Raw genomic sequence first — 13,443 nt, 5'->3', positions numbered from 1 at the left:
CATCTCCTCTAATGAATATGGTCAAACATGTTCTAAATGTATTACGAATTTCATCTGTTTATTTGTCTTTCTGAATTAAATGTGTTTCTACAAATGATTTTGCATATGCGAAAACGTCATCTTTTTCATACTCATTAAATAGCTCATGATAACAATTTGGCCATTCCTTGTATGCTTTGTCACTAATTTTCAGATTATCAAACCATTTGCGGACACGTGTTTTATCTACAAGTTTATCCTCACATGCCTGCATTAGCAAGAGTGGTACATCTGGAAATTCATCGCGTTTTTCATGGGCGACTTCTACAGCTTTAATTAACTCACTATACCAACGAACTGATACTTTGCGCAAGAACAATGAATCATTTTCCATCGCATCACGAATTTCATGATTACGCGTTGCCATTTCAACTGTAATAGTTGACTGAAACTGCATTTTCGGCGCAATAACATTCAGCACTTTTACAATGGTACGAAGCGGTACTTTAGGCGTCGATACAACCCCTAAACACGGTGAAGTTAAAATTACTCCTTGCACATCCATTTTCGTTTCTTGCAGCACACGAATGACCGTTAAGCCCCCCATACTATGTCCATATAGGAAAATAGGCAAGTAATATTTTCTCGCTTCTTTAATCCATGCCTTTACTTCTTCTATGTATTCATCAAATGAAGTAATATGTCCTCTATTTCTTGAAGTTGTTCCGTGCGCTGGTAAATCACCCATCACAACATGAAAACCAATATAGCGCCACATTTCTGCAAGTGCCTCGTAACGACCATGATGCTCCATCGCACCGTGTACCATAACGATAACAGCTTTCGCCTCTTCTGCTTCATAATTCCACATAAAACTCCTCCGTTTCACTTTGCTTCACAATTTGCTACACTAATATTAGTTTCTAGGAGAGGAAGATTACTTATATGATTTATCCCTACAAAGACAAAAATCCGAAAATTTCTAATAGCGCGTTTATCGCTGACTATGTCACAATTACAGGCGATGTAACAATTGGTGAAGAATCAAGCATTTGGTTTAACACTGTCATTCGTGGAGATGTTTCTCCAACTATTATCGGAGACCGAGTTAATGTACAAGATCAATGTACACTTCATCAAAGCCCGGAATATCCGCTTATTTTAGAAGACGATGTAACAATTGGACATCAAGTCATTTTACATAGCTGTACAGTGAAAAAGGATGCTTTAATCGGCATGGGGTCCATTATTTTAGACGGAGCTGAAATTGGTGAAGGTGCATTTATTGGTGCCGGCAGTTTAGTACCACAAGGAAAAAAAATCCCGCCAAATACACTTGCATTCGGCCGCCCTGCTAAAGTTATTCGTGAGTTAACGGATGAAGACCGTAAAGATATGGCTCGCATCCGTCGTCAATACGTCGAAAAAGGACAATATTATAAAGGTTTACAAATAAGATAATTTTTTTAGCTGCCACTATACAGGCAGCTTTTTCTTTGCAAAACTCTACGTTTTCTTTACACAATCTTATTATTCCCTCAATAAAATCTTATTAAAATAAAAGTAAATCTTCAAATATATATAGTGAGGAGGAGAATTTTGATGAAAACTAGATCCATCAGCTCCTTATATGAAATAGAGTGCTACATCTTCAAAGGAATTAATCGCTATTTTGAACGCAAATCATTAAACATCTTTTTTCGCACCATTACACATATGGGCGGTGCTACCGTTACGATTTCCCTCGTTGTATTCTTACTTTTTTTCACAAGCGGATCTTTACACGATGCATCAATTGCAAGTGCTATTTCCCTTGCGATTAGCCATATACCTGTGCAAATTCTAAAAAAATTTTATCCAAGAAAACGGCCTTATTTAACAATTCTTAATGCAAAGTATCCAACAAATCCATTAGTAGACCATTCTTTTCCATCAGGACACACGACTGCTATTTTTTCTGTTATTACTCCTTTTTTATTATATGAACCAAGTATGACATTCTTGCTACTTCCAATAGCGATTAGCGTGGGCATTTCACGCATTTATCTCGGCTTGCACTATCCATCTGATGTACTTGTTGGCATGTGCCTCGGAACAATGTCCGGCATTATTTCTTATTATCAATTCAGTCCACTTTTCATATAAAGTGAAACCTCTGAACCTTGAGGCGGGGGTCTTACTGCCTGTTAATAGCGGGATAGAAGAAGGAGGGGATTTGATGAAAATTGCCATCTTTACAGATACGTTTACACCGCAAGTGAACGGCGTTGCGAAAACACTCGATCGCTTTACACAGTATTTGCAAAAGCAAAATATCTCTTACTCAGTATTTGCACCGCAGCATACAGCGGAAGATAATTTTGTTACCAACGTCAATAAAATAAAAAGTATTCCACTTAAACTCTTGTATCCAGAGTGCCGATTCGCATTTCCAAATCCACGTTTCATCAAAAAAGAACTATTTCAATTTCAACCAGATATAATACATGTCGCAACACCGTTTAATATGGGACTTTGCGGCATGTATTACGCCAAAAAACTAAACATCCCTCTTGTCGGTTCGTATCACACAGATTTTGATGCGTATTTGCAATATTATAAAATTGAATTTTTCTCCAATATGTTATGGAACTATTTAAAATGGTTTCATAGCTCCCTACAGAAAACGTTTGTTCCTTCGTTTGAAACGATGCATCAATTACAGAAAAAAGGCTTCCAAGACTTATACTTATGGAGCCGCGGGGTAGATTGCAATCTATTCCATCCTCATTATAATCAGAACGTATTTCGAAAAAAATATAACATTACATCGCCATATATCCTCTCTTACGTTGGACGTTTAGCTCCTGAAAAAGATATCGAAACATTGCTGGCATTAATCCAAAAAACAACGAAAGAACGAAAAAACGATGTTCATTGGCTGATTGTGGGTGATGGCCCTCTCGCTGACGAAGTAAAAGACACAATTACAGAAAATGTAACATTTACTGGGTATTTAAAAGGAGAAGAGTTAGCTGAAGCATATGCTTGTTCAGATGTTATGGTATTCCCTTCTGCAACAGAAACGTTCGGAAATGTCGTCTTAGAATCCCTCGCATGCGGCACACCAGTGATCGGCGCAAATGCAGGCGGTGTGAAAAGCATTATTACGCATGAAACAACAGGGTTTCTTTGTAAGCCGAAACAAACGGACTCATTTTTATCTTCTATTTATACATTGCTTGATCAGAAAGAGAAACGTGAATACATGGGGCAACAAGGTAGAAGCTATGCTTTAACAAAAAGTTGGGATGAAATTTTTAATGATCTACTTATGCATTATGATGATGTCATTCAAAATCGAAAAGCAGAAATGCTGGCTTAAAATGAAACTTCTATATTGTACAAAGTATAGGAAGAGAGGTCATACTTCATACTAGGACCTCTCTTTGTCTTGCACTTTATATAGTAGCTACATAGATTTCACAATTATAGATGACATTCGAGCTTATTTGTCTTTACCTTTTGTTTGAGTCGCATCGAACGTCCAGTTCAATTTCAATGTATCTCCTTGGAATACATTTTGATCTTCTCCATTATCTACAAATGTAAATTTCACATAGAAAGTGTCATCACTTCCTGGAGCAAGTCCGTTTCCTTCCCAGTTTACGACACCTTTTTGTACAAGATCAGGAATGTTACCATCAGCAGTAGCTTGTTTCAATTCAGACAAAGTAGTTTCCCATACAGGAACTGTGTTCTTGTCTATGTTCCATAAGAACTCCACTTTAATGTGATCGCCGAAATCAGCATTTCCGTTATCACCTTTTGCATCTGTTACAGTGTAGTCTGTAAGAAGATGAACGTCCTTAATTTTCAAAGTGCCGTTGTTGATTAAGTGGAAATCGCGTTCCACTTGGTCACCTGGTTTGATTTTGTCAACATCGATGATAACTTGTGGATCAATGCTCAAATCTAATGTACCAGCCGCAAACGTGTTTTGTGATACTTCTTTATCACTGAAGTACGCAAACGTTCCGCCTCCAATTAAAGATAAACCAAGAACTGCAGATGCAACACCCATACCAAGCTTTTTCTTAAGACTCATTTTAATAATCCCCCTATTTTTAGAATGTTTAAACTTTTTAAAAGCCAATAAGTTCATATGAGATAAAACAAAATCAAATAGCTCGTTCTCTTCAAGTTCTTAATAAAGAACTTTCGATTTTATTCAAGAGCGACTATCGATATTTAAAGAAGATGAAATTTCTCCTCTTTTATCAACAGCCGCTCCTAAGACATCTTCTTTTTATCCCGCATTAACGGGCAGTAAGACCCCCACCTCAAGATTGAGAGAAAGCGAAGAAGATAGGCGGGGGGTAACTACCCGTAAAAGCCCGATTGGTTCAACTAACCATCAGTGGCGGATAAAGCCCCCCACTGATGGAAGTTTCACTTTATTTCTTCGGCTCTAGACCGATAAGGCTCAGGAAGTATTTCAGATCTTTTTTACCGATTGTTTCTTTTGGCTTGACCACCTCTGGAACGCCAACTTCTTTTTGTAAGAAGTTTTCCTCAACGAAGCGGACATCTGTCTCGTCTACGACACCGTCTTGATTAATGTCTTGCGGCAAGATAGATGCATCTTTCTTACCGTATACATCGACTACACTTTGCATATCACGAATATCAATCAATCTATCATCATTCACGTCTCCTGCAAGACCTTTTAGGGCAGCAAATCTAAAGTTTTGCCCACGCTGTTCACCGTTTACCAAATATCCAGGAATAAACTTCTTCATTGCTTTTAGATGTCCTGGAACCTCAGCAACAACTGTGAATACTTCACCAGAAGCTGGGATACCGGTGATACGGTATTCTCCTTGTTTATCAATGGTTCCCTTATATTTTTTACCGCTCGGAGACAGCGCATATACTTGGGCACCGATTTTTGTATAATCTCCCTGTTTCAAATAACCGCCTGCTGTTAAAAATGCTTCCGGCCCTATATAGCCTGTCACAGTCGAATGCTTCGTAATGATGTTAACATTTTGCGTATTGTAAAAAGGAATGGCAGTAGCTGCCGCTTGTCCCACTTTCATATAAGATGCCTGTTTTACATCCATAAAGATATCGCCAGAATACGATTCATCATGTACTACTTTGAACGTGACATCAAGGAAAGGCATATCTCCGTCCAGACCGCTGAAGGCATTCCCTTTCATAGATGCGCCAACCTTTACCGTACTAAAGTAATCGCCATCCGCCACCACAGGCTCTTGTAGTGATACCTCCAAGCCATTTTCCTTTACATACTCGTTTGCCGCATTGTTCAGCTTCACATTCTCAAACTTAAACAGATCTTTGATGAACTCTACCTGGAATTCCCCAGATACAAGCTGCTTCACATTATTCAAGCTCAGTGTCATTGTTACGGTATCACCGACTTTTACGTCTTTCTTATCGTAACTAGAAGTCGTATACTCTGTACCTTCTTTCATGAAGATATAGTCTTGTCTATCAACGGCCGTTGCCATATCAAACGTAGTCAACTTAAATTTTAAAGGTTGTGTTGCAATATCGCTTTCCTCAATTCCAAATTTTACATCTCCGTTTGCTTGGATCGGGAAGAATGCCTCTATGAATCCAGAGTTTCCATAGTAAGCCATTGTATTGGACGATTGATCATAGTTCAACCCTTTGGACTTTAATAGATCTACTGTCGCATCCTTGGCTGTTCCATGCAGCCATACTGCTTTTTGTCCATCCTCTACTGTAAACATGGAGTCATTAATCTCGATTACACCCGGTTTTTTATCCATGTTCACTTCCGGTGCTGTATTGTCCACAATCATCGGATTGCCTACAACATATGATTTTCCTTCCTCATCATGCCCAATCATTTCAATTGTATAGTCTCCTTCTGGAAGTTTCACAGGGACATCTCCAATTGGCTTGGAAGGATCATTTGTAAATGGATAGACATAGCTATTGAATAACATTCCGCCATACGCTCTATCTGTCATCATGTTGCTGGCGTCTATCGTTCCAGTCAGTCCTACGGCTTTCCCCGATTTGCTGTCCTTGACAACTATATCGATTGTTTTCATTGGGCTATTCAACTTCATTTTTCCAAGGATGAATGGCCTCATGTATTGCCAGAAAGGCGTATTAGTTGTTACCGATGGTCGTTCCGTTTCCATATAGGCAAATCCCTTTTCCGTCACCATGACAGCGAATGGAATTTGATACGTTTCGGCCGAATTATTCGCATTCGTTACATGAATATATCCTTCATATCTGCCTGCCGCTGCGCTAGCAGGAATCGTAATTTTCGGCTCTAGCTCCTGCGATTGTCCACTTGCTACTGTGATGGACGCCGGTACCGCAACTTGTACACCGTTCTTCACCGCATCTTGGATACCTGTACGCTCGCCATGGTACTCCACTTCCACTTTAAAGGATTTTTCTTCCTTGCTGTGGTTTTGAACAGCCACTTTTTTGCTCACTTCAATTGGTTTATCACCTTGTTTATAATATCTGCCGAACACGATGGAGCCCGTTTGTTCATCAATTTCAACAACGTTTCCATTCTCTACATTTTGCGTTTTGTCCAATACTTTGATGGATGTGTCTGTATGAACGGCTTGATACGCATCGATGCGCCCAGCACCCGCTTCGTATACGGAATAGTTCCCGTTCAAATCATCTGATGTATTCATAAGAGCCGACTTTACATCGAAAGGAGTATATTCTGGATGCTCCTGTAAAATCAATGCTGCTGTACCTGTCACGTGAGGAGTCGCCATGGATGTACCAGACAAGCGTACATATGCATTGCTATAATTAATGCCGTCCTGCGGATCATTGATATATTCCGGTGCAGTAGAGAAAATCGACACACCAGGAGCGACTACATCCGGCTTAATATCATAATTTCCGTTTACCGGTCCGCGTGAGCTGAAATCAGCTAAGTGATCGCCTTCTGTTTTTGTATTACTCAGTGTTTCGAATTTGAAAGATACTTCGCCTAATCCCTTTAACCGTTCGCCATCTGCTTTTGACAGTCGGAAAGATGGAATAAGACCTACCCCCTCACCTAAATAGGCAGGTATTTGTCCGTCTACATTGTTATACACGATAACAGCTTTAGCTCCGGCTTTTTTGGCGTTTTTGATTTTTTCATCAAAAGTAAGTTCCCCGCGCTGAATCAACGCAATTTTTCCGTTGAGATCTTTCCCTGCAAAATCAGATTCTTTCCCAAGTCCCGCAAATACAATTGGTAAAGATTGTCCTTGTAAATCTTCTAACTTATCAGGAAAATCTTTCCCTAATAACTGCATGTTTTCGAACTTTTCATTGGAGGCACTTGCACTGAATGTAGGAATAGACATAGAAACATCACTTGCTCCTACCGAAATGCCGAGAGCCGCCGATCCCGGGGAACCGAGTGTTTTTTCGTTCGGTCCAGAGTTACCTGCGGCAACAACTGTTACCACACCTGAAAGCATGGCGTTATTTGTCGCGACAGAAGTGGCATATAACGGATCGTTCGTCTGCGCACCTAGCGACATATTGATGACGTCCATACCATCTTCAATCGCTTTATCGATTCCAGCAAGGATTCCTTCTGTATATCCTGCCCCCCATGGTCCCAATACTCTGTAAGAATATAAATCTACCTCAGGTGCCACACCTTTCACAGCATAATCCGTATTATTTTTCTTTTGAGCTGCAATCGTTCCAGCTACATGTGTACCATGATTTGTATAATATACATACCCTGGATATTCCGGCTTACCAGCTTTTATCCAATCCTCGTATGTTGTTTCCATCGGATCTGCATCATTATCTACAAAATCATATCCGCCTTTATAGGCACCTTTTAAGTCAGGATGATTATAGTCAACACCTGTATCAAGAACGCCAACTTTAATACCTTTACCTGTAATGTTTTCCGCATGGAGCTTGTCTACGCCAATTTGCGGAATGCTGTCCGCCATTTTTGGCTGAATTGATTCTTTTGTTTCTACTGGAGGTTCCACTTTTACCTCGTAATCTTTAAAGACACGTTTTACGACTCCAGATTGCATTAAATCCTGCACTGCGACACCAGGTAAAGTCATCGCTACACCATTGATCGCATTCTTATATTCACGTGTAATCTTCACCTTTTGTGCATCATACGTGCCGACGTTCTTCTTCGATTTCAAGGATTCGACATGTTGTTTGAACACTTTATGTTCTTCATCCACTTTTGCTTGTGCAGCACTAGAAGATATTTTCTTTCCTTTCGCCGCTTGTTTTATCACTTCAATTTTCGCTGGAGCCTGATTGAATTCCACGATAACTTTGACTAATTCAGGACTATTAGAATCAATATCAGGCGAAATCGTAAAGTTAGGATTTACATCTAATTGCTCTAAAGCCTTTCTTTGATCCGCAGACAGGCTCGTCAAGACTTTCTCCGCATTATCAACTGGATTCAGTGCAACCGGGCTTTCTGCCAATACGTTATACGGAATGCCTTGTGACAATAGCATGCCTACAGCTAACGTTCCTATAAGAAGCTTTCCTTTTTTTCTTCTCTTCATAGCGCATCTCCTTTTCCTCATATAATTGTTTTACAAACAATCCGTGAAACTAGTAAACTAAGATGCCATTCTGAAAATCAAACAAAAGAAGTAACCTTTAAAGCTATCGATCTCACTTTGTGTAAAAATATAGTGGATAAAATCTATCATTAGATTAAGTTAGAAATCATTAGTGAGGGATGAAGAAAATCCCCCACTAATGGAAATTTCACTTTATCCCGCATTAACGGGCAGTAAGACCCCCACCTCAAGATTCAGAGGAAAGCGTGGAAGATAGGTGGGGATAACTGCCCGTAAAAGCCCGATTGGTTCAACTAACCATCAGTGGGGGATGAAAAACCCCCCACTGATGGAAGTTTCACTTTATTATTTCGATTTCGGCTCCAAACCGATTTGACGCAGGAAGTCTGCCAGTCCTTTTTTGCCGATTGTTTCTTTTGGCTTAACAACTTCTGGAACGCCGACTTCTTTTTGCAAGAAGTTTTTCTCAATGAAGCGGACATCTGTCTCGTCTACGACACCGTCTTGATTGATGTCTTGCGGCACGATGGATGCATCCTTCTTACCGTATACATCAACTACACTTTGCATATCGCGAATATCAATTAATCTATCACCATTCACGTCCCCTGCAAGATTTTTAACACCTATTCTAACATGTTGCCCGCGCATCTCACCGTTTACAGAATATCCAGGAATGAATTTCTTCATCGCTTTGAGATGTCCCGGAACATCAATAACAACTGTGTATGCTTCATTAGAAGCTGGGATACCATAAATGGTGTAGAATCCTGTATTATCAATTGTTCCCTTATATTTTTTACCGCTTGGGGACATCGCATATACTTGAGCACCGATTTTTGTATAATCCGCTTTTCTCAAATACTGAGAGCCCTCATTCCCAATGAAAAATGCTTCCGGTCCGATAGAACCCTGCACTCTCGAATGCATTGGAATGATGTTAAAACTTTCCGTGTTATAAAAAGGAATGGCAGTAGCTGCTGTTTGTCCCGCTTTCATATAAGACGCCTGCTTTACATCAAATCTGATAACATTATCGTAATATGCATCACTTACTAATTTGAACGTGACATCAAGGAAAGGCATATCTCCATCCATACCGCTGAATGCATTCCCTTTCATAGATGCGCCAACTTTCACCGTATTCTTGGAAGTTCCTTCTGTCACCACAGGCTCTTGCAGTGATATCTCCAGGCCTTTTTCCTTTACATACTCGTTTGCCGCATTGTTCAGTTTCACATTCTCAAACTTAAACAAATCTTTCATGAATTCGACCTGAAATTCCCCAGATACAAGCTGCTTTACATTATTGAGGCTGAGTGTCATCGTAACTGTATCGTCAACTTTTACATCTTTCTTATCATAACTAGAAGTCGTATATTCCGTACCTTCTTTCACGAAGACATAGTTTTGTTTCCCCATTGCCGTTGCCATATCATACGTAGTCAAGGTCAATTGTAAAGGTTTTGTTGCAATATCACTTTCCTCAATTCCAAACTTTACATCTCCGTTTGCTTGGATCGGGAAGTATCCATCTATGAACGGAGAGTTTGCAGAGTAACCCATTTGGTTGGAAGATTGATCATAGTTTAAGTCTTTCGATTTCAATACATCTACTGTGGAATCTTTAGCTGTTCCATGCAGCCATACTGCTTTTTGGCCATCTTCTACTGTGAACATGGAGTCATTAATTTCAATTATACCCGGTTTTTTATCCATATTTACTTCCGGTGCTGTATTGTCCACGATAAGCGGATTGTCTGCAACATATGATTTCCCTTCCTCATCATGCGCAATCATTTCCAGTATATAATCGCCTGCTGGAAGCTTCACAGGAAGATCGCCAATCGGCTTGGAAGGATCATTTGTAAATGGATAGACAGTACCGCTGAATGCTCCTATAAGAAAAGTTTCTGTGTCTGTCAGTAATTTGCTGGTATTCGCTGTTCCTATAAAACCTACAGCTTTTCCTGTTTTACTGTCTTTGACAACTATATCGATTGTTTGCATCGGACTATTCAACTTCATTACTCCGTGGACCACAGGATCTAAATATTGCCAGAAAGGTGTCGTGTTTGTTACGGATGGTTTAGTCGTTTTTATATATTCAAATCCTTTTTCCGTCACCATGACAGCGAATGGGATTTGATACGTTTCGGCTGGATTGTTCGCATTCATCACATGGATATACCCTTCGTATCTTCCTTTCGCTGCGCTAGAAGGAATCGTAATTTTTGGCTCCAGCTCCTGTGATTGTCCGCTTGCCACTGTAATGGATGCCGGTACCTCAACTTTTACACCGTTCTTCACTGCATCTTGAATACCTGTACGCTCGCCGTGATACTCCACTTCCACTTTAAAGGATTTTTCTTCCTTGCTGTGGTTTTGGACAGTCACTTTTTTGCTCGCTTCAATTGGTTTATCACCTTGCTTAAAATGTCTGCCGAACATGATAGAGCCTGTTTGTTCGTCAATTTCAACAATATTTCCGTTCTCGATATTTTTTGTTTTGTCTAATACTTTAATGGAAGTGTCCGTATGAACAGCTTGATACGCATCGATGCGTCCCGCGCCCACTTCGTATACAGAATACTTCCCATTCAAATCATCAGATGTGTTCATAAGAGCTGCTTTTACATCGAAAGGAGTGTATTCTGGGTGCTCCTGCAGAATCAATGCTGCTGTACCTGTCACATGAGGAGTCGCCATAGATGTACCTGATAAGCGTACATACGCATTGCTATAATTAATGCCATCCTGCGGATCATTAATATATTCCGGTGCAGTAGAGAAAATCGACACACCAGGAGCAACTACATCTGGCTTAATGTCATAATTTCCGTTTACCGGCCCACGTGAGCTAAAATCAGCTAAGTGATCGCCTTCCGTTTTTGTATTGCTCAGCGTTTCGAATTTGAAAGATACTTCGCCTAGCGCCTTTAACCGTTCGCCATCCTCTTTTGATAGGCGGAAAGATGGAATGAAACCTACTCCCTCACCTAAGTAGGCAGGTATTTGTCCGTCGGCATTGTTATACACGATAACAGCTTTTGCTCCGGCCTTTTTGGCGTTTTTGATTTTTTCATCAAACGTAATTTCTCCGCGCTGAATTAACGCAATTTTTCCGTTTAAATCTTTCCCCGTAAAATCAGCTGGTTTACCAAGTCCCGCAAATACAATTGGTAACGATTGTCCTTGTAAATCTTCTAACTTATCAGGAAAATCTTTCCCTAATAACTGCATGTTTTCAAACTTTTCGCCCGCTGCACTTGCGCTGAATGTAGGAATGGACATGGAAACATCGCTTGCCCCTACTGAAATACCGAGAGCTGCCGTTCCCGGAGAGCCGAGCGTTTTTTCGTTCGGTCCAGAGTTACCTGCGGCAACAACTGTTACCACACCTGAAAGCATGGCGTTATTTGTCGCGACAGAAGTAGCATATAACGGATCGTTCTTCTGAGCACCAAGTGACATATTGATAACGTCCATACCATCTTCAATCGCTTTATCTATTCCAGCAAGAATTCCTGCTGTATTTCCTCCGCCCCAAGGGCCTAATACTCTATACGCATATAAATCTACTTCAGGTGCCACACCTTTCACAGCATAATCCGCATTATTTTTCTTTTGAGCTGCAATCGTCCCCGCTACGTGTGTACCATGGTTTGTGTAATATACAAGGCCTGGATATTCTGGTTTACCAGCTTTTATCCAATCCTCGTATGTTGTTTCCATCGGATCTGCATCGTTATCTACAAAATCATATCCGCCTTTATAAGCACCTTTTAAGTCAGGATGATTATAGTCAACACCTGTATCAAGAACGCCGACTTTAATCCCTTTACCTGTAATGTTTTCTGCATGGAGCTTGTCCACGCCAATTTGCGGAATGCTGTCCGCCATTTTTGGCTCGATTGCTTCTTTTGTTTCTTTCGTTTCTACTGGAGGTTCCACTTTTACCTCGTAATCTTTAAAGACACGTTTTACTACGCCGGATTGCATCAACTCCTGCACTGCAACACCAGGTAAAGTCATGGCTACACCATTGATAGCGTTCTTGTATTCGCGTGTGATCTTCACTTTTTGCGTATCGTAAGTGCCGGCATCCTTCTTCGATTTTAAGGATTCGACATGTTGTTTGAACACTTTATGCTCTTCATCCACTTTTGCTTGCGCAGTAGTAGAAGCTATTTTCTTTCCTTTCGCCGCTTGTTTCATCACTTCAATTTTTGCTGGAGCCTGATTGAATTCCACGATAACGTTAACTAATTCAGGACTATTAGAATCAATATCAGGAGAAATCGTAAAATTAGGACTTACATCTAACTGTTCCAACGCTTTTCTTTGTTCTGGTGATAGATTCATCAATACCTGTTCTGCATTATCAACTGGATTCAGTTCAACCGCGCTTTCTGCCAATACGTTATACGGAATGCCTTGTGACAATAGCATGCCAGCAACTAACGTTCCTGTAAGAACCTTTCCAAATTTCCCTCTCTTCATACAAGTTCCCCCGTCTAAATTTATTTTTATCTGTAGTCAGTGTATAACATAAATTTACGAAGCTATTAGACTACGATTCTACTTTCTTATTGTATTAAATTAAAACTTTTCTGAAAATTAGCAAAAAGGAATATTTTTTATAGTTATTAGTTCTATACCGTATAGTACAAAAGAACTACTCTATGATTTAAAAGAACATAAAAAAGTAGAAGTAGTACGTCCTTTTTGTAATGGTACAACGCAATGAACCAGAAAAGACCCAAGTGAATAATCCTCACTTGGGTCTTGATTTAGTCATGTTAGCGATTTTATTCGCTGATAGGAAAATATTTCACTTTCCTATCAGTCATACGTGTAACTACACCTC

The 13,443-nt window shown here is 40.0% G+C and carries 7 protein-coding genes; 3 read left to right on the top strand and 4 right to left on the bottom strand.

What is annotated here, in order from left to right:
- Window positions 1-58: 58 nt before the first annotated feature.
- Window positions 59-850: an alpha/beta hydrolase gene (locus tag CN326_RS04495; protein WP_098306639.1), complete on the bottom strand. Its 792-nt coding sequence runs from the start codon at window positions 848-850 to the stop codon at window positions 59-61.
- A gap of 74 nt (window positions 851-924) precedes the next feature.
- On the opposite strand from CN326_RS04495, the gene CN326_RS04490 reads away from it, so the two are divergent.
- From CN326_RS04490 to CN326_RS04480, 3 genes are all read left to right on the top strand, one after another.
- Window positions 925-1,440: a gamma carbonic anhydrase gene (locus CN326_RS04490; RefSeq protein ID WP_098306637.1), complete on the top strand. Its 516-nt coding sequence runs from the start codon at window positions 925-927 to the stop codon at window positions 1,438-1,440.
- A gap of 141 nt (window positions 1,441-1,581) precedes the next feature.
- Window positions 1,582-2,124, top strand: a complete 543-nt coding sequence (locus tag CN326_RS04485; RefSeq protein WP_098306635.1) for a phosphatase PAP2 family protein — start codon at window positions 1,582-1,584, stop codon at window positions 2,122-2,124.
- A 73-nt stretch (window positions 2,125-2,197) separates the two neighbouring features.
- Window positions 2,198-3,343, top strand: coding sequence for a glycosyltransferase family 4 protein (locus CN326_RS04480; RefSeq protein ID WP_098306633.1), 1,146 nt, complete (start codon window positions 2,198-2,200; stop codon window positions 3,341-3,343).
- 123 nt (window positions 3,344-3,466) lie between these two features.
- On the opposite strand, the gene CN326_RS04475 is transcribed toward CN326_RS04480, so the two are convergent.
- From CN326_RS04475 to CN326_RS04460, 3 genes are all read right to left on the bottom strand, one after another.
- Window positions 3,467-4,066 carry a CalY family protein gene (locus CN326_RS04475; protein WP_098306631.1) on the bottom strand — a complete coding sequence of 200 codons (600 nt, stop codon included), beginning with the start codon at window positions 4,064-4,066 and terminating at the stop codon, window positions 3,467-3,469.
- A 349-nt stretch (window positions 4,067-4,415) separates the two neighbouring features.
- A complete protein-coding gene (locus CN326_RS04465; protein ID WP_098306627.1) occupies window positions 4,416-8,552 on the bottom strand; it encodes a S8 family serine peptidase in 4,137 nt (1,378 codons plus the stop codon).
- Window positions 8,553-8,918: 366 nt separating this feature from the next.
- The gene (locus CN326_RS04460; protein WP_098306625.1) at window positions 8,919-13,076 is read right to left on the bottom strand and encodes a S8 family serine peptidase; all 4,158 of its coding nucleotides are present in this window, start codon (window positions 13,074-13,076) and stop codon (window positions 8,919-8,921) included.
- Between the last annotated feature and the right edge of the window lie 367 nt (window positions 13,077-13,443).

It is taken from the genome of Bacillus sp. AFS018417 (assembly GCF_002560985.1).
In the GTDB taxonomy this organism is placed as follows: Bacteria; Bacillota; Bacilli; order Bacillales; family Bacillaceae_G; genus Bacillus_A; species Bacillus_A rhizoplanae.
The sequence above is the reverse complement of the archived record's forward strand: the minus strand, read 5'-3'. Positions and strand labels throughout refer to the sequence as shown.

What these genes read in the sequence shown, in the direction of transcription:
- CN326_RS04480 (WP_098306633.1), top strand. Translation starts at nt 2,198, where the DNA reads ATGAAAATTGCCATCTTTACAGATACGTTTACACCGCAAGTGAACGGC.
- CN326_RS04475 (WP_098306631.1), bottom strand. Translation starts at nt 4,066, where the DNA reads ATGAGTCTTAAGAAAAAGCTTGGTATGGGTGTTGCATCTGCAGTTCTT.
- CN326_RS04495 (WP_098306639.1), bottom strand. Translation starts at nt 850, where the DNA reads ATGTGGAATTATGAAGCAGAAGAGGCGAAAGCTGTTATCGTTATGGTA.
- CN326_RS04465 (WP_098306627.1), bottom strand. Translation starts at nt 8,552, where the DNA reads ATGAAGAGAAGAAAAAAAGGAAAGCTTCTTATAGGAACGTTAGCTGTA.
- CN326_RS04485 (WP_098306635.1), top strand. Translation starts at nt 1,582, where the DNA reads ATGAAAACTAGATCCATCAGCTCCTTATATGAAATAGAGTGCTACATC.
- CN326_RS04460 (WP_098306625.1), bottom strand. Translation starts at nt 13,076, where the DNA reads ATGAAGAGAGGGAAATTTGGAAAGGTTCTTACAGGAACGTTAGTTGCT.
- CN326_RS04490 (WP_098306637.1), top strand. Translation starts at nt 925, where the DNA reads ATGATTTATCCCTACAAAGACAAAAATCCGAAAATTTCTAATAGCGCG.